The sequence below is a fragment of the Rhodanobacter sp. ANJX3 genome (assembly GCF_014200755.1).
Taxonomy (GTDB): domain Bacteria; phylum Pseudomonadota; class Gammaproteobacteria; order Xanthomonadales; family Rhodanobacteraceae; genus Rhodanobacter.
On record NZ_JACHCM010000001.1, the window covers coordinates 626,542 to 646,269 of the forward strand.

The following is a 19,728-nucleotide window of genomic DNA, read 5'->3' on the forward strand; positions in this document are numbered from 1 at the left end:
AATGCCCACAGCAACTCTTCGAAATGAGCTTGCGGGCCACGGGCACGGCTCGGACACTCTGGAAATTCCCGTAGAGTATGGCGAGCTAGCCATCAATCTCGCAGCAGCCGTTAACACCTTTGTCAGCCGCCAGCATCTGAAGCGCGTGGAATCCAAAACACTTCCAAAACCTCAAGAAAAAGCCACCGAAATATCGCCTCCAACGCGGCCAACATGGAATGATGACGTACCCTTCTGACCATAGCTCACGGCTTGAAAAATGACTTTCGCGCGGCCTGGCAGGTAGAACATGAGTGAACCTAAGAAGCATCACTATGTCCCGAGGTTCTACCTCAAAAATTTCTCGACCAACAGAAAGCAAATCAATCTCTACAACTTTGCTGGCGACCGGTTCATTACAGAGGCCGGTGTTGATGGTCAGTGTTATAAGCGGAAATTGCACGCCTTTGAGCCAGGCCTTGAGAAGAGGCTAGGAGTAATGGAAGCGGCAGCCTCCATCGTCATCCGCTCTGTGATAGATGGAAAGGCACTTCCTCCCCGTGGCACGAAAGAATGGCTGGACCTTCTCATATTCTTGGTGTTCCAAAAAGCACGAACAACCCGCTCCATCCAGTCCGCAGACACCATGAATCAATTTCTGCGAGAGCAGGTAAACAAGGGCCCGGAAGAAGCTCCAGAGGCCTTCATCAAAGAGATGATGGAGGACCAAACGCCTCCACTTAAAATCATCTTTAGCTCGCTACCGCAAATGATGTTTGTGGCCGCCGACCTCCAGATGCACCTCCTTGTCAACGAAACCTCCGAACAGTTCATTACCGGCGACGACCCAGTGGTCTCCCACAACTTGTACTGCGAGGGCATCACGTACAGAGGCGTTCTTGGATGGGATTGCCGGGGCTTGCAAGCATTCCTTCCCCTATCCCCAAGGCATCTTTTGATGCTGTACGACGCAGACACCTACAGAGTGACTGGTGACCCAGGGGCAAGACACGTAACCACCTTGAAGGACATACGGGACGTGCGTTGCTTCAACACCTTTCAAGCGCTTAATGCGCACGAGAATCTGTATTTTATGGACGACGTGAATCCAGAATTCGAGGCGTTCTGCCGTGATAGCAAGGCACGTCGCCCCCAGGGTCGCACCACTTTCGTAACCACAAAGATGGCAAAGAACGCGGATGGCTCGATGGAACAAATCGTGCACAGCTTCGAAGCGCTTCTGCCAATTCGTCTCAGCCCGAATCTCATTAAAATACGCCGCGAATACAGCTCCATTCCTCTCCACAAGAGAGGAGCGATGTACCGTCATCGACTACCAAAGAACACGCACCCAAGGATTGGGTCACACGTACGTTACGAAGTAGACGATATCCAGCTTCGGTAATGCGTCGCACGCTCAAAAATCATGCAAAGGGGAACCATGGAAACCGCAATCTTCGGCCTGATTGGTGTTGTAGTCGGTGCACTCCTAACCATCTTCAAAGAATGGTGGTTCAAGGCAAGAGACAAGCGGAAAGATACGCAATATCTAGCAATTCTTATCGCCTCGATGCTAGAGCGCTTTTTAGCCGGATGCGCTGAAGTCGTTGGCGATGATGGCTTGTTCCACGGCCAGCCCGATAGCGATGGGAATAGGAGGACCCAAACCGTCCCACCTACCTTTGAGCCCTTATCCGCTGAGGTTGAATGGAAGGCTTTGCCAGCAAAGCTGATGAACGACTTGTTGAGCTTTCCGCTTGAAATTGAATCCGCAAAGGCAAAAATTCATAACGTTGGCGAGTTTGTTAGCGACCCGCCAGACTTTGAGGAATTTTTTCAAGAACGCCAGTATCAATATGCCCTTCTAGGCATACGTGCTTCTAAGTTGTCTGCAAGCCTTCGCTCTCATGCACACCTCCCATCCAGACCAACAGATGGCGATTGGAATCCAGTTGAGTACATGCGGTCACGGCTTGCAAAGATTGACCATGACCGAGAGGAATATGCGAAAGCCAACGCGCTTGCTTTCGCTTCACTTCAAACTGGCATAGAGAGCAGCCAACAGATGACCAACACCTAAGGACGAACATGCCCAAATATCAGGGAGTCATCGTCGATAAGTCGCTTCTTCAGGCCTGCCCACCTGAGCTTTTTGCAGAGACAGCGAAGAAGTATCAGCTTCTGATGCCTGATTCACCGTTCTACGAAATGCTATCGAATGAGGGATTTCGAGCTCGCTGCTTCAGGAAACCACCAGATGGTATACGTATGCCAGGTTTTCCAGCCTGCCCCTTAACGGTCAGGCATCCAGACCGCTGAAGTTCAGGTCCATATAGTAGGTCCGGAAGTGCTGCCCTACCGCCTTGCAGTACTGCGCAACCTCAATCCAGAAGGGTGCGACGTACACGTGGCGGATTGAGATGAAGTGCTCTCCATCGAAGCCCTCATCTAAACCTCCAAGACCGTAACGCTCCAGTGCTTCATAGCTTCGCCTAAGCTTCGCACGCGACATGTTGAGAGCAGTCCTCAGGTCCTCTGCTGGAATTGTCGTCTTATGGATTCCGATTTTCATCAGCCCATTGTCCTCGACAGTCAGCATTCGCTCCACTACAGCACCCAGAAAGATGCGGGTGTCGTGAGGCACGTTTTTATAGGTCTCAAGGTATTTCTGCACCTCACTCAGATACACCTTCTTCTCATCCTGGTTGTCTGAATTAAGGTATGGGGAGTCTGACTGCTTGTGCATCGCGTCCAAGTTCTTAGGCGGTATGAGCTCGTCGGACTGAGTCCAGTCCTTGAGCCCTTCCAGAATGGCCTTTTCCGGATTTTGAAAGCGCTGCTCGTGGTCCGCCTTCATCTTCCGCATCCTCTCGACGGTCCAGGCCTCTACGTCATTGGTCTTTTTGTGGTGCTTGTAGCAAAGCAGGACCAAATTTTCTGGATGGCGCCGCTGTTCGTTCGTCATCTTCGGATTGAAGCGCTCCCCACCCTCCTCTGCCCCTTCGATATGCGCCACCTGGGCGATGAACTCACCATCCGCATCAATGAGAAGATGGACGCAATCAGGGAAGGCGCACAGATTTCCGGACAATGCAAAGAGCTGACGAATCGTCGCCTTCGTAGGTGTAAGCCGTTTGGGCTCTTCTTTGCTCGTGCTCGTGCTCATGCCAAGTCCTAGTCCAGGGTCGAAAAGTCAAGAAGATTGAAGTATCTCGACGGATTGATGCCAAGTTTCCTCGCAAAGAGCACCAGCTCTATGAAGAAGGGGCAATCAGCCGCCCATCAATGTGGGGCTAAAAGTGGGGCTGTATTTTTACCAGAAACAAAAAAGCCACTGAAAACAGTGGCTTTAGTGTATTTGCTGGCGGAGAGAGTGGGATTCGAACCCACGGTAGGCTCACACCTACGGCAGTTTTCAAGACTGCTGCCTTAAACCACTCGGCCATCTCTCCATGAACTTTTGCTCGATGGTCGCCTTGCGCACTCCATCGGTTTATATCTTTAGCGCTGGCTAAGTGCCGCAGTTTATCAGGAACCTGGTGCGGGACGAACCGGGGTGTCTTTTTTCGAGAGGGCGATCAGGCAGCCGACGACGATGGCGATGGGAATGGCGGCGGCGAGCAGCGGAAACAGCAGCACCGGTTCGCGGCAGACCATGGGCACGATCTGTGTGGCGCTGGCCAGCGCCACGGTCCACAGGCGCCAGCGGCGGCTGTGGCGACCGAACCAAAAGCCAGCCAGCACCAGTATCAGGGCGGCAACGGAGAGGGTCAGGTCGAGCGTGGGCAGTTGCCATACCGTGGCGAAGGCGAGGCGCGTGCCGATGAACGACGCGAGCACGACGAGCAGGCAGATGCTGGTGACCTTTTCCACCTTGCTCCAGCGTCCCTGCGGCTGGCTGCTCGGCGTCGGGCCACTTTGCACCGGTGCGTTCATGCAATGCGATCCAGCCCGGCCATGTACGGGCGCAGCACCTCGGGCACGACGATCGAGCCATCGGCCTGCTGGAAGTTTTCCATCACGGCGATGAGGGTGCGGCCGATGGCGAGGCCGGAGCCGTTCAAGGTGTGCACGAGCTCGGGCTTGCCGGTGTCGGCGTTGCGCACGCGTGCCTGCAGCCGGCGCGCCTGGAAATCCTCGCAGTTGGAGCAGCTGGAGATTTCGCGGTAGGTCTGCTGGCTCGGCAGCCACACTTCGAGGTCGTAGGTTTTGGTCGACTGAAAACCCATGTCGCCGGTGCACAGCAGCAGCTTGCGATACGGCAGGCCGAGCTTCTGCAGCACGGTTTCGGCATGCCCGACCATTTCCTCGAGCTGGTCGTAGGAGTCGGCGGCGCGCGCCACCTGCACCATCTCGACTTTCTCGAACTGGTGCTGGCGGATCATGCCGCGCGTGTCGCGGCCATAGCTGCCGGCCTCCGCGCGAAAGCACAGCGAGTGCGCGGTGAAACGCAGCGGCAGCGCGTCGGCATCCTGGATGGTGTCGCGCACCAGGTTGGTCAGCGACACTTCGGCCGTGGGGATCAGGTAACGCGTGGTCTCACCGATCTCGGTGGCGAACAGGTCGTCCTTGAACTTCGGCAGCTGGGTGGTGGCCAGCATGCTTTCGGCATTGACGATCACCGGCACGTTGCATTCGAGATAGCCGTGCTCGCCGGTGTGCAGGTCGAGCATGAACTGGCCGAGCGCGCGGTGCAGGCGCGCCAGCTGGCCGCGCAGTACGGTGAAGCGCGCGCCGGACAGTTTGGCGCCGGCATCGCCATCGAGCCAGCCGTGCTTTTCGCCGAGTTCGACGTGATCCTTCACCGCGAAATCGAACGTCGCCGGCGTGCCCCAGCGGCAGACTTCGAGGTTGTCGCTCTCGTCCTTGCCGATCGGTACGGACGCATGCGGAATATTGGGGATGACCAGCGAGATGCCGGACAGCTTGGCCTGCACGTCGGCCAGCGCCTGCTCGTTGGCCTTGAGCTTGTCGCCGATGCCGGCGACCTCGGCCATCAGCGGCGCCACGTCTTCGCCCTTGCCCTTCGCCTGGCCGATCGCCTTGGAACGCGTGTTGCGCAGGTTCTGCAGATCCTGCGTTTCGGTGGACAGCTGCTTGCGGGTGTTTTCCAGCGCCTCGATTTCGGATACGTCGAGCGCGTAGCCGCGCGTTTCCTTCAGGCGTGCGGCGGTTTCGGCGAGGCGCGAACGCAGCAGTGCGGGATCCAGCATGATCGAGTCCAGAATGAGGCTTGAGCAGTGAATTATCGCCGCCGGGTGGCAATACCCGCAATGACGATCGCTCAAGCCGCGTGGCTACTTGCCGCGCGCCTGCGCCCTTGCGGCGCGCAGAGCCAGCAGCTTTTCGCGCAGCTGCAGCTCCAGCCCGCGCTCGACTGGCTCGTAGAACACGCTGCCGGCCAGCTCGTCGGGCAGGCACTGCTGATCGAGCGCGATGCCGCCTTCGGCGTCGTGGTCGTATTGGTAGCCCTTGCCGTAGCCCAGGCCTTTCATCAGCTTGGTCGGCGCGTTGCGCAGGTGCATCGGTACTTCGAGCGTGCCCTGCTCTTTGATCGCGGCCCGCGCCTTGTTGTAGGCCATATAGGCCGCGTTGCTCTTGGGTGCGATGGCCAGCCAGATCGCCAGCTGCGCCAGCCCCAGCTCGCCCTCGGGGCTGCCCAGGCGCTCGTAGGTGTCCCACGCGTCCAGCGCCATGCGCCAGGCGCGTGGCTCGGCCAGGCCCACGTCCTCGACCGCCATGCGCGTCATGCGACGGGCCAGGTACAGCGGATCGACGCCGCCGTCGAGCATGCGGCACAGCCAGTACACCGCCGCGTCGGGGTCGGACGAGCGTACGGATTTGTGCAGCGCCGAGATCTGGTCGTAGAACTGCTCGCCCTGCTTGTCGAAGCGGCGCGTGCGGTCGGCCAGCACCTGGCTCAGGGTGGCGTCGTCGATTCTGCCTTTTTCGGCGAGCTCAGCCGCGATTTCCAGCAGGGTCAGCGCGCGGCGCACGTCGCCGTCGGCGGCTTGCGCGATGGAATCGAGCGAGCTATCGGCCACCTGCAGGTGCTGATCGCCGAGGCCGCGCTCGGTATCTCGCAGCGCGCGCTTGAGAGCAGCGACAATGTCGTCTTTCGAAATCGGCTCCAGCACGTGCACGCGGCAGCGCGACAGCAGCGCGGAGTTCAGCTCGAACGAGGGGTTTTCGGTAGTGGCACCGATAAAGATGATCACGCCTTTTTCGATGTGCGGCAGAAAGGCGTCCTGCTGGGTCTTGTTGAAGCGATGCACCTCGTCGACAAAGAGCACGGTCTGCCGCCCCTGGGCGAAATTCACCTCGGCTTCGGCCAGCGCCTTGCGCACGTCCGGCAGGCCGGAAAGCACGGCGGAAATCGCGCGGAAATCCGCGTCGGCATAGCGCGCCACCAGCAGCGCCAGCGTGGTCTTGCCGCAGCCGGGCGGCCCCCAGAGCACCATCGAGTGGACCTTGCCGGCTTCCAGCGCGCGGCGCAGCGCTTTGTCCGCTGCGACGAGGCGCTGCTGGCCGACGATCTCGTCGAGACTGCGCGGACGCATGCGCTCGGCCAGCGGCTTGAGCGCATCGGATTCAGGAAACAGGCCGGCGGTGGGCGTGGTGTTGGAGCGAGGCATCGGCCGATGATACGACATGCCCCGTCAGGCGCCGGTGTGGGCCTCGCGCCGCATGGTGGACTGCCGATAGATGCCGTAACCGAGCCCGCACAGGCCGGTGAGTGTGGCCGGTATCAGCAGCGTGCGCTCTTGCATGACGCGAAACAGCAGTGCGCCGACAATGCCGCCAAACAAAAAACAACCCGCCACCAGCAGGCAGACGCGGATCCGCAGCGTGTCCACCTCCAGCCCGCGCAGGCGTTGGCCGAGGTAGATGCCCAGATCGGTGAAAATGCCGGACACGTGAGTGGTACGAAACACCATGCCGCTGTACGTGCTGGCCATGCCGTTCTGCAGCCCGCACGCCATCGATGCGAAGTACAGGCCCAGCGGATGCTGCGCCACCAGCAGCGGCACCGCGGCAAACAACAGCATCGATTCGAACACCAGCGCCACGCCGTAGCGCCGGCCCAGCTTGAGCGTGCTCTGCTGCACGATCAGGCCGCTGAGCGTGGCACCAATGACAAACGCCGCGATCGACAGCACCCAATGCAGCGCCTCGCCGCCGTCGCCGGTGGCCACGGCGATGCCGAGCAGGCTGGTGGAACCGGTCAGATTGCTGATCGACTGGTGCCGAAAGCCCATGTAGCCGGCGGCGTTGATCACCCCGGCGATGAAAGCGAGCACGCCACCGCCGATCCACGCCCAGGTCTGCAACTGACGCAGCACAGGCACGATCGGGCTCAGTCTTTCAGCGGCTGGGTGGTGATTACCGGCGCATCGCCGATCACGTCGGTGCCCTTCGGCGGCACGAAGTTGAAGGTGGTCGCAGGCACTGCCGCGTTACGCTGCCAGCCGGAGAAGCGGATATCGGTGGTGGCGCCGAGCTGATCGCGAAACGTCATGCGCGCCAGGCCGTTGGCGTCGAAGCCGAGGTCGGCATAGTCGAACTGCGGGTCCTTGCTGGTGGAGGTGAGCCGCAGCCACTGCAGGCCGTCGCGTTCGCCCTGCTCGCTCACCTTGAAGTTCTTGTCGATCTGCTTGACGTCGGTGAGCACGGTCAGCGGGCTGTGCGCCTCTTCGCTGCTCTGCACGCGCACGGTGACCTGCTCGAGCTCGGGATCGTAGATCCACACCCGGCTGCCGTCGGCGACGATGGTCTGCTTGTACGGCGTCAGCGTGTCCCAGCGAAATTCGCGCGGCGCTTCCAGCGCGAGGGTGCCGGCGCTGGTCTTGGTGGACTTGCCGTTGATATCGGTCAGCGACTGGTTGAACTGCCCGGTCAGCGAATGCAGGTTCTGCGCAAACGCGTCCAGCCGCGCGCGCGCCGCACCAGCCGGTTCCGCGTGGGCCGCACACACGCCCAAAGCGAGAGCGGCGGTGGATAGAAGAAGGGTCAGGCGCTTCATGGAATTTCCTGCAACGATAGGTGGATGCGTCGACGCGCAGTTTGCGCAGCGGCGACTTAATGGCAGCTAGTCTAAGACCGCAGACCCGGTGCCGATACACGCTCGACCTGCCGAGGCATTGAACTCATGACGCGTCACCTCGTTGTCAGCCGGACCGTTCACAGTAACTTTCCCACCGCTTGCGCAAGCTTTCCCCATGAATGACCAAACCACGAAACACCCTGAAATCTGGCTGATCCGCCACGGCGAAACCGAGTGGAGCCTGTCCGGACAGCACACCGGCCGCACCGATATTCCGCTGACCGAGAACGGCCGGCGCCAGGCCGAAGCGCTGCGGCCGGTGCTGGCGCAGCAGCCGTTCGACCGGGTGCTGTGCAGCCCGCTGACCCGCGCCCAGGACACCTGCCGCCTGGCGGGCCTCGGTGCTCAGATGGAACTGGAACCGCGCCTGCTGGAGTGGAATTACGGCATCTACGAAGGCCGCAAGACGCAGGACATCCGCCAGGAAACGCCGGGCTGGTCGGTGTGGGATTTGCCGATGCCCGAAGGCGAGGACGTGGCGGCGATCCAGCGGCGCGCCGAGTCCCTGATCGGCCACCTGCTGACGCTGGACGGGCGTATCGCCCTGTTTGCCCATGCGCATATCCTGCGCGTGCTGGCCGGCTGCTGGATGGCCGACGATGCCCGCCTGGGTGCGCATCTGGTGCTCGGCACCGCATCGATCAGCAAGCTCGGCTTCGAACGCGACGAACGCGCGATCACGCAGTGGAACGCGCTGCACCACTGATCGCCAAACACCCTGCCCTCATCGCAAGACATGCCCATGCAACCTATCCGTACCGGCCTGATCGGCTACGGCGCCGCCGGCGCCACGTTCCATGCGCCGCTGATCGCGGTGGAGCCGCGCCTGCAGCTGGCGCGCATCGCGAGCAGCCGGCGCGACGCTATCGCCCGTGCTTTTCCCGAGGTGCACATCGATGACTCGCCCGAAGCGCTGATCGAAAGCGCCGAGGTCGATCTCGTCGTTATCGCCACACCCAACGAAACCCACTACCCGCTCGCGCTGGCTGCGTTGCGGGCCGGCAAGCATGTGGTGATCGACAAGCCATTTGCGGTGACGGTGGCGCAAGCGGAAACGCTGGTTGCGGAATCGGAAAAGCGCGGCCTGAGGCTGAGCGTATTTCAGAACCGGCGCTGGGACGGCGACTTCCTCACCGTTGCCGATCTGATCCATCGCGACGTGCTCGGTTCGATCAATTATGTCGAATCGCATTTCGACCGCTTTCGTCCCGCCATCAAGCAAGGCTGGCGTGAACAGGCCAAGCCCGGCTCCGGCGTCTTCGTCGACCTGGGCGCGCATCTGATCGATCAGGCGCTGCAGCTGTTCGGAATGCCGGAGGCAGTCACCGCGGACATCGCGATCCAGCGCGAGCAGGCTCAGATCGACGATTATTTTCATGTCGTGCTTCGCTACGGCCGGCGCCGGGTGGTGCTGCACGCCTCGATGCTGGCCGCGGCACCCGGCCCGCGCTTCACGGTGCACGGTTCGCTGGGCAGTCTGATCATCACCGGCCTCGACGGACAGGAAGCCGCCCTCAAGGCAGGCAAGACGCCGAGCGGCAGCAACTGGGGCAGCAGCACATACACCTCGACAGCCGTGCTCACGCGCGCCGATGAAGATGAAAAAGAAAACATCGAGGTCGCTGCAGGCAACTACCCCTGCTTCTACCGCGGCATGGCCGCCGCCATCGCCGACGAAGGCGACGTGCCGGTGTCGCCGCGCCAAGCACTCGACGCCATGCGCATCATCGAGCTGACGCAGCGCAGTGCCAGCGAAGGCCGAACGATCGCTTTGCCGTAAATCGCGCGAACGCTACAAGCCAGTCGGCCTGCCCTCATCTAAACGAAATGGCCGCGCATGGACGCTTTGGATAGCGTCCATGCACGAATCCACACGATCAGTTCTTCGGCGGCGGCGGCGCCAGCACTTCGCGGTTGCCGTTGTGCTGGGGTGCGCTGACGACGCCGTCGGCCTCCATCTGTTCGACCAGTCGGGCGGCACGGTTGTAGCCGATGCGCAGATGGCGCTGCACGCCGGAGATCGACGCGCGGCGGGTCTGCGTGACGATGGCGACCGCCTTGTCGTACAGCACGGTTTCGGCGTCGCCGCCGCCTTCTTCGCCGTCCTGCGGCAGGCCGGAGTCGTTGATGAACTTGCCGTCGCTGGTCGCCTGCACTTCTTCCAACACGCCTTCGATGTACTGCGGCGCGCCCTGCGATTTCAGCCACGCGACGACCTGATGCACCTCGTGGTCGTCCACGAAAGCACCGTGCACGCGCTCGGGCGTGGCCGTGCCCGGCGGCAGGTAAAGCATGTCGCCGTGACCCAGCAGCGCCTCGGCGCCGGACTGGTCGAGAATGGTGCGCGAGTCGATCTTGCTGGAAACCTGGAAGGCGATGCGCGTGGGGATATTCGCCTTGATCAGGCCGGTAATCACGTCGACCGACGGACGCTGCGTGGCGAGTATCAGATGCACGCCGGCGGCACGCGCCTTCTGCGCCAGTCGCGCGATCAATTCTTCGACCTTCTTGCCGACGATCATCATCATGTCGGCGAACTCGTCGATGATGATGACGATGTACGGCAGCGGCTCCAGCTGCTCGGCGGCGAGGTTGGGCATTTCTGGGTTGGGCCGGAACAGCGGATCGAGCAGCGGCTGGCCGGCGTTCTCGGCGTCCTTTACCTTTTTGTTGAAACCGCCGAGGTTGCGCACGCCCACCGCCGCCATCAGCTTGTAGCGGCGCTCCATTTCGGCAACGCACCAGCGCAGCGCGTTGGCCGCCTCCTTCATGTCGGTGACCACCGGCGCCAGCAGATGCGGGATGCCCTCGTACACCGAGAGCTCCAGCATCTTCGGGTCGATCATGATCATGCGCACGTCTTTCGAGCTGGCCTTGTACAACAGGCTCAGCACCATCGCATTGACCGCCACCGATTTGCCCGAGCCGGTGGTGCCAGCCACGAGCAGATGCGGCATCTTGGCCAGATCCACCACCACGGGCTTGCCGCCGATGTCCTTGCCCAGCGCCAGCGCCAGCGGCGACTTCAGCTGGTCGTACTTGTCCGAGCGCAGAATCTCCGACAGATAGACGATCTGCTTGTTGGTATTGGGGATTTCCAGGCCAATGACGTTTTTGCCCGGAATCACGTCGACCACGCGCACGCTGACCACGGACAGGCCGCGGGCGATGTCCTTGTCCAGGCTCGACACCTGCGAACCGCGCACGCCGGCGGCCGGCTCCATCTCGAAGCGGGTGATCACCGGGCCCGGATAGGCGCCGACGACCTTCGCCTCGATCTTGAAGTCCTTGAGCTTGAACTCGACCTGGCGCGAAAGCACTTCGAGCGTCTCTTCTGAATAGCCCGGCCCCTGCGGCGGCGCCTCGTCCAGCAGCGACAGCGGCGGCAGCTCGCCCGGCGTGGCCGCTCCCGCAAACAGCGGAATCTGCGTTTCCAGTTTGGCTCGCTCGCTCTTCGCTACCGGCGCTGGCGGCGACTCGATGCGCACGGGCTCGCGATTGGCCTGCTTGACCGCGTCGGCCTTCTTCACCACGTCGCGCTCGGTGCGGGCCTGGCGTGCCGCCATGGCCTGCGGCGCTTCGCGCATCTTGCCCTTGAACCAGCCGGCCAGACGCAGCACGGCCTGACCGGTCCAATCCATCAGCTTGAACCACGACAGCCCCGTGGCCAGCGTCACGGCCACCAGAAACAGCGCCAGCAGCAGCAGCGGCGCACCCTTGTCCAAAGCTTGCGAAAGAGGACGCCCCACCCAAAGGCCGATGATGCCGCCGGCGCCCTGCGGCGGTACGGGATCGTCGCCAAAGTTGAGATACAGCAGCGCGGGGCCGGTGATGAAAAAGAAGACCGAGCCGATCAGCCGCAGCGAGGGCTCCCACGCGTGCACGCGGCGCTCGCCGCGCTGGCGCAGCACCTGCACGCCCAGCAACAGCAGCAGCAGCGGAAAGCAGTAGGCGACGTAGCCAAAGATCCAGCGCAGCAGATCGGCGATATGCGCACCGAACGTGCCGCCGAAGTTCTGCACGATGTTGATCTGGCTCGCGTTGGTCCAGCTCGGATCGCGGGCGTCGTAGCTGAGCAGGCAGACCAGCAGATACAGCGCCAGCGGCATCAGCAGCAGGGCGCCTGCTTCACGCAGCCGGCGCTTCAGCTCCTCGCTGAGGCCTTCCTTGGGTTGCTGTTTTGCGGTTGCAATGCGCGCCACCTTGGAAGGCTTCCCTTTCGCGGACTTGCTCAGAGCATACCCTGCAATGCCGGATGCACCAGCTTGCCGCCGTCGATATTGATGCCGCCGCTCAGCGGCGCAAACTCGCGCCACTCGTTGCCGGCCGCCAGACGCTGCACGTACGGCAGGATCGCCGCCGAGATCGCCACCGACGAAGTCTGCGGCACCGCGCCCGGCATATTGGTGACGCAGAAATGCGTCACGCCGTGCACGTCATAGGTCGGCTCTTTCCAGGTCGTGGGCTTGGAGGTTTCGAAGCAGCCGCCCTGGTCGATCGAAATATCCACCAGCACGCTGCCCGGTTCCATGGTCTTGACCATCGCTTCGGTGACCACGCGCGGCGCCTTGGCGCTGGGGATCAGCACGGCACCGACGACGATGTCGGCGTTGCGCACTTCTTCGGCCACGGACGACTCGTAGGCGTACAGCGCGGTGACGTTCGGGCCCATCGCCATCATTTCGGCGAGGCGATCCTGACGCTTGTCGAACACCACCACGTTGGCACCGGCCGCAGCAGCGAGCGCGGCGGCGTTGCCACCGGCCGCACCGGCGCCCAGCACAACGACCTTGCCGCGCGGGGTGGAGGCCATGCCGCCGAGCAGTTTGCCCTTGCCGCCCTGCGGACGATGCAGCAGCGTGGTACCGATCTGGGTGGCGATGCGGCCGGCGATCACCGACATCGGCAGCAGCAGCGGCAGCGCGCCGTTTTCTTCCACCGACTCGAACGCCACGCCGGTCAGGCCGATATCCAGCAGGCTATTGGTCAGCGCCGGCTCGGCGGCCAGATGCAGGTAGCAGAACAGCAGGTGGTGCTTCTTCAGCAGAGCGAGATCGCCGGCCACCGGCTCCTTCACCTTGACGATCAGCTCGCCGGCTTCGTACAGCGCCGCGGCGTCGGCCACGATCTTGATGCCGGCGCTGCTGTAGGCCTCGTCGGAAAAGCCGCTTTTCAGGCCGGCACCGGCCTGGATGAATACCTCGTGGCCGCGGCGCACGAGATCGGCGGCGGCGGCGGGCACCAGGGCGACACGACCTTCGAGGGTCTTGGTTTCGGAGGGGATACCGATACGCATGGGAGGCAGTCCTGTGGTTGTCATGGCAGGCGCTGGGGATGGGCGCCGGATGGGGTTGAATTCGGTGTGGATCTTTGGGTTAAGCGTGTTCCGTTGCCGCAGTGCTTGAATCGTGGGCCGGCGTTCCCCATCCTTGCGGACGGAAAGCAGTCATTCCAGACCGTTCGAAGGACGGCAACCGGAATGACGCGAACGACTATCAAGCTGCGATCAAAGCGTCCAGCAAACCGAAGGATTATACCCATGAGCACCGCCACCAAACACAGCCGTCTGCTGATCCTCGGTTCCGGCCCCGCCGGCTATACCGCTGCGGTGTACGCCGCGCGCGCCAACCTCAAGCCGACCATGATCACCGGCCTGCAGCAGGGCGGCCAGCTGATGACCACGACCGAGGTGGACAACTGGCCCGGCGACGTGGAGGGTTTGCAGGGGCCGGATCTGATGAAGCGCATGGCCGAACACGCCGAGCGTTTCCACACCGAAATGATCTTCGACCACATCCACTCGGTGGATCTGCAGCAGCGCCCGTTCGTGCTGAAGGGCGATTCGGGCACCTACACCGCCGACGCGCTGATCGTGACCACCGGCGCTACGGCCAAATATCTCGGTATTGCCTCGGAAGAGAAGTTCAAGGGCCGCGGTGTGTCCGCCTGCGCCACCTGCGACGGCTTCTTTTTCCGCGAGCAGGACGTGGTGGTGATCGGCGGCGGCAACACCGCTGTCGAAGAGGCGCTGTACCTGTCCAATATCGCGAAAAAGGTTTATCTGATCCATCGCCGCGACAAGCTGCGCGCGGAGAAGATCATGCAGGACAAGCTGTTCGAGAAAGCCGCCGCCGGCAAGATCGAGCTGGTCTGGAATTCGGGCATCGATGAAGTGCTGGGCGATGACTCCGGCGTCACCGGCGTGCGCGTGAAGGACATCGACACTGGCGCCACCCGCGAGATCGAGGCCACCGGCTTCTTCGTCGCGATCGGCCATACGCCGAACACCGGCATCTTCGACGGCCAGCTCGAGATGCACGACGGCTACATCAAGATTCACAGCGGCCTGAACGGCATGGCTACATCGACCTCGGTGCCCGGCGTGTTCGCCGCCGGCGACGTCGCCGACCACGTCTATCGCCAGGCCATCACCTCGGCCGGCTTCGGCTGCATGGCGGCACTCGACGCCGAGCGCTGGCTGGATCAGCAGAACCTGATCGGCTGAGTTCGCCCGTGCGTACCGGCGTCGCGCTGGACGGTTCATTGATCAACGCTGTCGTAGAGTAGATTGATGAGCGAACTTCGCGTGCTCGACAATCTGGCCAGCGTCGACGCCGCGCAGTGGGATGCGCTGATCGACGACGGCAACCCGTTCGTCAGCTACGCCTTTTTGCGCGGCATGGAAGAGCACGGCTGCCTGCGGCGCGACTACGGCTGGCAAGCGCATCATCTGGTCATCGTCGATGGCGACCGGCTGATCGCCGCCGCGCCGGCGTATCTGAAAAGCAACTCGCACGGCGAATTCGTATTCGACTTCGCCTGGGCCAACGCCTTCGAGCGCGCCGGCGGCGACTACTACCCCAAGCTGCTGTGCGCCGCGCCCTACTCGCCCGTGCCTGGACCGCGGCTGCTCGCGCGTAGCGAGGAAACCAAAAAGCTGCTGGTCGCCGCGCTGGTCGCCGAAACCGAACGGCTCGGGCTGTCGTCGGTGCACGTCAATTTTCTGCTGGAGACCGACCTGCCCGCGTTCGACGAACGCTGGCTGCAGCGCTTCGACTGGCAGTTTCACTGGCACAACCGCGGCTACCGGCATTTCGAGGCGTTTCTCACCGGCCTCACCGGCAAGAAGCGGAAAAACATCCGGCAGGAGCGCCGTCAGGCCAGCGAATCCGGCCTGCAGATCGCGATGGAAGCCGGCAGCACGATCGGCGAAGGCGACTGGCGCGAGCTGCATGCGCTGTACGAAACCACCTTCGACATGAAGGGCAACCACGCGGCGATGACGCTGCCGTTTTTCCGGCATCTCGGTCGCACTCTGGGTGACCGCGTGCAGGTCGCCACCGCGCGCATGGAGGGCCGCATCGTGGCGATGGCGCTGTTCATGGTCGGCAACAGCACGCTGTACGGCCGCTACTGGGGCAGCCTGGTCGAGGTGCAGGGGCTGCACTTCGAGCTGTGCTATTACCTCGGCATCGAGTTCTGCATCGCCAATCGACTGCAGACCTTCGAGCCCGGCGCACAGGGCGAGCACAAAATGGCCCGCGGCTTTCTGCCCACCCGCACGCACTCGCGCCACTACCTGATGAACGAGAGCTTCGATACCGCGGTACGCAACGCGCTGGTGCACGAGGCACGCTCGCGCGAGGCTTACTACGATGAGCTGATGGAGCATTCGCCGTACGCTGCGACTCCGGCTCAACCATGATCGTTCTGCCACGGCTGCATGCCGGCATCGACGAATCGTTTCCCCACCCGCGGCATGCGCTGCATGAGCCCAACGGACTGCTGGCCTTCGGCGGCGATCTATCCGCGGAACGCTTGCTCGATGCTTATCGCCACGGCATCTTTCCCTGGTTCAACGAGGGCGAACCGATTCTGTGGTGGTCGCCCGATCCGCGCTGCGTGTTTCGCACCGATGCCCTGCACGTCAGCCGGCGCACGCGGCGCTCGCTGGCGAGCTGCGGTTGGACCGTGACTGTCGATCACGCCTTCGATCGGGTCATTCACGGCTGCGCCGGCGCGCGCGCCAACGAGCGCGGTACCTGGATAAGCCCCGACATGATGCAGGCCTATCAAACGCTGCATGATCGTGGCGACGCGCACAGCGTGGAAATCTGGGATGACGTGCATCTGGTCGGCGGCATCTACGGCGTCGCCGTCGGCAAGCTGTTCTGCGGCGAGTCGATGTTCAGCGCGGTCAGCGGCGGCTCGAAAGCCGCGCTGATCGCGCTGTGCGCCCTGCTGGCGGAACGCGGCTATCCGCTGCTGGATGCCCAGGTGACCAATCCGCACTTGGTCAGCATGGGCGCCATCGACATGCCGCGCGAGGCATTTCTCGCACGAGTCGAAGCGCTGTCCGCGATCGACGTACCGTCGGGAGCTTGGCGCGACGCCAAGCCATCGTTCCTGACGTGAGCGCAGCTCAGTTCAGTTCGTCGGGATCGGGACCCAGCCGGTTGCCGCCATCGAGACCGTTGATCTTCTTCAGCTGATCGCTGCTCAGCTCGAAGTCGAACACATCGAAATTCTCCTCGATGCGCGAGGGCGTTTCCGACTTCGGTATCACCATATGGCCCAGCTGCAGATGCCAGCGAATGATGACCTGCGCAGCCGTCTTGCCGTGGGCGTCGGCCACGTCCTTGATGATTTTGTTCTTCAGCAGATCACCGCCCTGGCCCAGCGGGCTCCACGCTTCGGTGACGATGCCCTTAGACTTGTTGAAGCCGGCCACGTCCACCTGCGCGAAATCCGGGTGCAACTCGATCTGATTGACCGCAGGTACGACGCCGGTCTCCTCGATCACCTTGTCCAGATGCTTCGGCTGGAAGTTGGAGACGCCGATCGACTTGATCCGGCCCTCGTCACGCAGGCGGATAAACGCCTTGAACGTCTCGACGTATCGGTCCTTGGCCGGGCACGGCCAATGAATCAGATACAGATCGACGTAATCGAGCTTGAGCTTGTCCATGCTGGCATCGAAGGCTTTCAGCGCCGCATCGAAACCCTGATCGCCGTTCCACAACTTGGTGGTGACGAAGATATCGCTGCGCGGCAGGCCGGAGTTGCGCACTGCCTCGCCCACACCCTTCTCGTTCTTGTAGAACGCCGCGGTGTCGATCGAGCGGTAGCCCGCTTTGAGGGCGTTGGAGACCGCTTCGTTCGCCTTGTCACTTTCAATTTGGTATACGCCGAAGCCAAGCTGCGGCGCGTAGACGCCGTCGTTGAGCTTCAACAGGGATTGCTTGTCGGTCATGCGGTGTAGCTCCCATCGTGTTCGAAAAAACGAGGGAGCCACCTTGCACTACCCGCCCCTGAAAGCGACGTGATCAATCCGTTCGCGAGGCGTAATGGGTCGCGACTTGTTATCAAAACAGTAAAAGGCCGCTCAACATCAACAAAAACCGCGCAACCAGCCATTCGCCATATCAAACAGCGAGATGCCGCCTATTTTGTTTGCGCTTAAAGAACGAGAGCACCTTTGGTATTCAATTTCTCATTCATCCAAAAGTTTGAGTCTGCATATTTACGGAAGATATCGGGCGGCAATACGGTTGCGCGCTCAACAAACTCCACTCGTCGCTTCACGGTATGCAGGCCAGGCATGCCGAATCGGTGATCGAACTCATCCTCCTCGTAGGCCACATTCTCGAAATCGTGGGGAAATGGCTGTTCACCCAATGCACGGTACAAACGCTCCATCGTCTGCGCCGGCTCCCGTGCCAATGACTCGTAACGCAGCACTATGAGCTTGTTCGCATTCTCCCCAAACCATGCCTCCCGCAAAGAACTCCAAGCCAAGCCGATCAGACCAGTGCCCCAATCCATCAAATTGTCGACGCGTCCGTACACATTGCGCACGGACTTGTTGTTAAAAAGATTGGATACGTGCGCAGGGTTACGCCGCACCATTTTTTCAACGCTGTCGATCACCCAAGGCACATCTCTCACGCAGCAAATCACTCTAGCGCTAGGGAACAGCTTATCGACCAAGGCCAGCTTCGCCGTCCACGATCGATTGGTATCGAACACGACCTGAGCCTGACGCGCGGGATCGAGATGATGGTAAGACCAAAAAAGTGCTTGAAGTATGCGATAGCGCCGCTCGTCAGAAAAGAATGGCGCAAACTCGGCGCTGCCACTCATCCTTGGCAATACGGCTGAAAACAACGAGCAGATCGGACTGGTGATCGCCGCGTTAAAGCGTGGGTTCTGCCGCAATAAGGCCGACAGTAGCGTCGACCCCGACCGCGGCAACCCCGATATCAAATGAACAGTCGATGTGGACAAGTGAATTACGCCAACTGTGCGGGGTGAGAGGACATATGGGGCGTTGCCGCCAGCGAGACTGCGCTGTGATGCCATGCCGGTATCGGTGGTTCGAAGGTATCCCATCCGCCATCACCCGCATCGAACGAGGCCATCGCCTGCACCAGTTGATGCAACTGAGCTATCTGCCCATCGTTTTGGCTGGAAGGCACGACTCTGCTTTGGGCGGAAGATTTGAGGTTGTCTTTGGCTGATGTCGGCGTATAGCCATAAAGCCCTTGAATATTGGCAATGTCCGCAGTATCGAGCGTCTGGTTAGTGGATCCCAATACGGCGTTCATGATTGATCCGGCGACATCGGTATCCGCCAGACCGAGCGCATGACCAATCTCATGCAGCGCCACCTGCTCGAACGTAGCGTCCGTTGAGGTATACGCTAGCGCGCCGCTTGTGTTTGTCGTCAACGGTACCTGGCTGGGATCTTCCAGCTCGACCTGCACACCGGCATTCAGATTGGCGCCCTTGGTGCTGTAACGAGTCTGACCGATTTCGTTCGTGGCGGCCGTGTCGAGATCGCTGAAGCCTACTTCTATATCGGCTGACGCTCCTGCTGCCACCTCCTCAAACTTGAAACCCGAGGCCTTTGCCCACGTCTGGAATGCTTGCTCGACAGCCGCCTGCTCGCCGTTATCGGTAATCGCGTCACTATAGTCCCCAGACGCGTTGGCGAAACTCCACGTAATGACTTTATCGGTCCATGACGCACCCTCGTACACACTGCCAGTACGCTCGGCAGCAGCAATTCGCACGGCACTAGGATCCTTGCTGCCATATCGGGTAAGACCGTCGTAATAGCCATCTCCGCCACCGCCGTACCCGTATCCGCCGTTGAAGTATCCGCCACCGTCCTGATCGAGACTCGGATCAGACCAATCATTTCCCGAGCCGCTGAATACGTCACCCGCATCAGATCCCTGGAAAATCGCCGAGCTATCGTCCGCCGTAAGGGAGATATCCGTGCCATCGACATTGAAAGTATCTCCGCTTCCACCGTCGATCACATCGTTGCTGCCCGTAATAGTTACATCCTGGTTATCGCCCACAGTAATGGTCGTATTACTCGCCGTAATGTCGTTGCCGTTGCCTGCGAGCGAGAACGAACCACCATTAGCCGAAATCACTGAGTCGTAGCCAATGATCGACTCGTTGGTATCGCCCTGGGTGAGCGTGATGGAGGCGTCGTAACCCAGATTGAGGCTGACCCCCGAGCCGTTGACGGTTGCGCTCGAGTAACCGCCAAACGTGACGTCGCTGCCGCTGTTGTCGGCCACATTGAGCGTTTCGCCGGTACCGTCGATGCTGGTCTGCGACCCCGCGCT

Annotated in this window: 19 protein-coding genes and 1 tRNA gene; 8 read left to right on the plus strand and 12 right to left on the minus strand. The window is 61.5% G+C overall.

The window, feature by feature from the left end; genetic code table 11:
• Position 1 precedes the first annotated feature (1 nt).
• The 3 genes from HDE76_RS02590 to HDE76_RS02600 are packed head-to-tail and all read left to right on the plus strand — an operon-like array spanning position 2 to position 2,059.
• Positions 2-238, plus strand: a complete 237-nt coding sequence (locus HDE76_RS02590; protein WP_184505277.1) for a hypothetical protein — start codon at positions 2-4, stop codon at positions 236-238.
• Between the two features lie 51 nt (positions 239-289).
• A complete protein-coding gene (locus HDE76_RS02595; protein ID WP_179476767.1) occupies positions 290-1,384 on the plus strand; it encodes a DUF4238 domain-containing protein in 1,095 nt (364 codons plus the stop codon).
• A gap of 36 nt (positions 1,385-1,420) precedes the next feature.
• Positions 1,421-2,059 (plus strand): hypothetical protein, encoded by a 639-nt coding sequence (locus tag HDE76_RS02600; RefSeq protein ID WP_179476768.1) that lies wholly within the window; start codon positions 1,421-1,423, stop codon positions 2,057-2,059.
• A gap of 219 nt (positions 2,060-2,278) precedes the next feature.
• Here the strand turns inward: HDE76_RS02600 and HDE76_RS02605 are convergent, their stop codons facing one another.
• The 7 genes from HDE76_RS02605 to lolA all read right to left on the minus strand — a co-directional run bounded on the left by HDE76_RS02605 (position 2,279) and on the right by lolA (position 8,002).
• Positions 2,279-3,145 carry a hypothetical protein gene (locus tag HDE76_RS02605; RefSeq protein ID WP_179476769.1) on the minus strand — a complete coding sequence of 289 codons (867 nt, stop codon included), beginning with the start codon at positions 3,143-3,145 and terminating at the stop codon, positions 2,279-2,281.
• A 196-nt stretch (positions 3,146-3,341) separates the two neighbouring features.
• A tRNA-Ser gene (locus tag HDE76_RS02610) sits at positions 3,342-3,431 on the minus strand.
• 76 nt (positions 3,432-3,507) lie between these two features.
• The gene (locus tag HDE76_RS02615) at positions 3,508-3,915 is read right to left on the minus strand and encodes an LrgA (RefSeq protein ID WP_179476770.1); all 408 of its coding nucleotides are present in this window, start codon (positions 3,913-3,915) and stop codon (positions 3,508-3,510) included.
• Positions 3,912-5,192 carry a serine--tRNA ligase gene (gene serS, locus HDE76_RS02620; RefSeq protein WP_179476771.1) on the minus strand — a complete coding sequence of 427 codons (1,281 nt, stop codon included), beginning with the start codon at positions 5,190-5,192 and terminating at the stop codon, positions 3,912-3,914. The genes HDE76_RS02615 and serS overlap by 4 nt, the downstream gene beginning before the upstream one ends.
• A gap of 84 nt (positions 5,193-5,276) precedes the next feature.
• Positions 5,277-6,632, minus strand: coding sequence for a replication-associated recombination protein A (locus tag HDE76_RS02625; RefSeq protein WP_304624544.1), 1,356 nt, complete (start codon positions 6,630-6,632; stop codon positions 5,277-5,279).
• 6 nt (positions 6,633-6,638) lie between these two features.
• The gene (locus HDE76_RS02630; protein WP_343205650.1) at positions 6,639-7,322 is read right to left on the minus strand and encodes a YoaK family protein; all 684 of its coding nucleotides are present in this window, start codon (positions 7,320-7,322) and stop codon (positions 6,639-6,641) included.
• A 14-nt stretch (positions 7,323-7,336) separates the two neighbouring features.
• Positions 7,337-8,002: an outer membrane lipoprotein chaperone LolA gene (lolA, locus tag HDE76_RS02635; protein ID WP_179476773.1), complete on the minus strand. Its 666-nt coding sequence runs from the start codon at positions 8,000-8,002 to the stop codon at positions 7,337-7,339.
• A 196-nt stretch (positions 8,003-8,198) separates the two neighbouring features.
• Here lolA and HDE76_RS02640 point away from each other — a divergent pair, with 196 nt between their 5' ends.
• Positions 8,199-8,789 (plus strand): histidine phosphatase family protein, encoded by a 591-nt coding sequence (locus HDE76_RS02640; RefSeq protein ID WP_184505279.1) that lies wholly within the window; start codon positions 8,199-8,201, stop codon positions 8,787-8,789.
• Positions 8,790-8,825: 36 nt separating this feature from the next.
• A complete protein-coding gene (locus tag HDE76_RS02645) occupies positions 8,826-9,863 on the plus strand; it encodes an oxidoreductase (RefSeq protein WP_184505280.1) in 1,038 nt (345 codons plus the stop codon).
• 97 nt (positions 9,864-9,960) lie between these two features.
• Here the strand turns inward: HDE76_RS02645 and HDE76_RS02650 are convergent, their stop codons facing one another.
• Together HDE76_RS02650 and ald are read right to left on the minus strand one after the other, a co-directional pair.
• Entirely contained in the window at positions 9,961-12,192 is a 2,232-nt protein-coding gene (locus tag HDE76_RS02650) for a DNA translocase FtsK (RefSeq protein ID WP_255457599.1), read from the minus strand.
• Positions 12,193-12,314: 122 nt separating this feature from the next.
• Entirely contained in the window at positions 12,315-13,379 is a 1,065-nt protein-coding gene (gene ald, locus HDE76_RS02655; protein WP_184505282.1) for an alanine dehydrogenase, read from the minus strand.
• Between the two features lie 237 nt (positions 13,380-13,616).
• On the opposite strand from ald, the gene trxB reads away from it, so the two are divergent.
• The 3 genes from trxB to aat all read left to right on the plus strand — a co-directional run bounded on the left by trxB (position 13,617) and on the right by aat (position 16,498).
• Positions 13,617-14,588, plus strand: coding sequence for a thioredoxin-disulfide reductase (gene trxB, locus HDE76_RS02660; protein ID WP_179477106.1), 972 nt, complete (start codon positions 13,617-13,619; stop codon positions 14,586-14,588).
• Between the two features lie 66 nt (positions 14,589-14,654).
• The gene (locus tag HDE76_RS02665; RefSeq protein WP_184505284.1) at positions 14,655-15,788 is read left to right on the plus strand and encodes a GNAT family N-acetyltransferase; all 1,134 of its coding nucleotides are present in this window, start codon (positions 14,655-14,657) and stop codon (positions 15,786-15,788) included.
• A complete protein-coding gene (gene aat, locus HDE76_RS02670; protein ID WP_184505286.1) occupies positions 15,785-16,498 on the plus strand; it encodes a leucyl/phenylalanyl-tRNA--protein transferase in 714 nt (237 codons plus the stop codon). Before HDE76_RS02665 ends, aat begins: the two co-directional genes overlap by 4 nt.
• A gap of 7 nt (positions 16,499-16,505) precedes the next feature.
• On the opposite strand, the gene HDE76_RS02675 is transcribed toward aat, so the two are convergent.
• From HDE76_RS02675 to HDE76_RS02685, 3 genes are all read right to left on the minus strand, one after another.
• Positions 16,506-17,336, minus strand: a complete 831-nt coding sequence (locus HDE76_RS02675) for an aldo/keto reductase (protein ID WP_184505288.1) — start codon at positions 17,334-17,336, stop codon at positions 16,506-16,508.
• A 206-nt stretch (positions 17,337-17,542) separates the two neighbouring features.
• On the minus strand, positions 17,543-18,370 hold the full coding sequence (locus HDE76_RS02680) for a sulfotransferase (protein WP_221262256.1): 828 nt from the start codon (positions 18,368-18,370) through the stop codon (positions 17,543-17,545).
• A 5-nt stretch (positions 18,371-18,375) separates the two neighbouring features.
• Positions 18,376-19,728, minus strand: a 1,353-nt coding sequence (locus tag HDE76_RS02685) for a matrixin family metalloprotease (RefSeq protein WP_184505292.1), incomplete at its 5' end; no start/stop codon positions are given.

Excerpts from the sequence above, each read along its gene's own strand:
- HDE76_RS02590 (WP_184505277.1), top strand. The coding sequence starts at position 2 with ATGCCCACAGCAACTCTTCGAAATGAGCTTGCGGGCCACGGGCACGGC.
- HDE76_RS02595 (WP_179476767.1), top strand. The coding sequence starts at position 290 with ATGAGTGAACCTAAGAAGCATCACTATGTCCCGAGGTTCTACCTCAAA.
- HDE76_RS02600 (WP_179476768.1), top strand. The coding sequence starts at position 1,421 with ATGGAAACCGCAATCTTCGGCCTGATTGGTGTTGTAGTCGGTGCACTC.
- HDE76_RS02605 (WP_179476769.1), bottom strand. The coding sequence starts at position 3,145 with ATGAGCACGAGCACGAGCAAAGAAGAGCCCAAACGGCTTACACCTACG.
- HDE76_RS02615 (WP_179476770.1), bottom strand. The coding sequence starts at position 3,915 with ATGAACGCACCGGTGCAAAGTGGCCCGACGCCGAGCAGCCAGCCGCAG.
- serS (WP_179476771.1), bottom strand. The coding sequence starts at position 5,192 with ATGCTGGATCCCGCACTGCTGCGTTCGCGCCTCGCCGAAACCGCCGCA.
- HDE76_RS02625 (WP_304624544.1), bottom strand. The coding sequence starts at position 6,632 with ATGTCGTATCATCGGCCGATGCCTCGCTCCAACACCACGCCCACCGCC.
- lolA (WP_179476773.1), bottom strand. The coding sequence starts at position 8,002 with ATGAAGCGCCTGACCCTTCTTCTATCCACCGCCGCTCTCGCTTTGGGC.
- HDE76_RS02640 (WP_184505279.1), top strand. The coding sequence starts at position 8,199 with ATGAATGACCAAACCACGAAACACCCTGAAATCTGGCTGATCCGCCAC.
- HDE76_RS02645 (WP_184505280.1), top strand. The coding sequence starts at position 8,826 with ATGCAACCTATCCGTACCGGCCTGATCGGCTACGGCGCCGCCGGCGCC.
- HDE76_RS02650 (WP_255457599.1), bottom strand. The coding sequence starts at position 12,192 with ATGCCGCTGGCGCTGTATCTGCTGGTCTGCCTGCTCAGCTACGACGCC.
- ald (WP_184505282.1), bottom strand. The coding sequence starts at position 13,379 with ATGCGTATCGGTATCCCCTCCGAAACCAAGACCCTCGAAGGTCGTGTC.
- HDE76_RS02665 (WP_184505284.1), top strand. The coding sequence starts at position 14,655 with ATGAGCGAACTTCGCGTGCTCGACAATCTGGCCAGCGTCGACGCCGCG.
- aat (WP_184505286.1), top strand. The coding sequence starts at position 15,785 with ATGATCGTTCTGCCACGGCTGCATGCCGGCATCGACGAATCGTTTCCC.
- HDE76_RS02675 (WP_184505288.1), bottom strand. The coding sequence starts at position 17,336 with ATGACCGACAAGCAATCCCTGTTGAAGCTCAACGACGGCGTCTACGCG.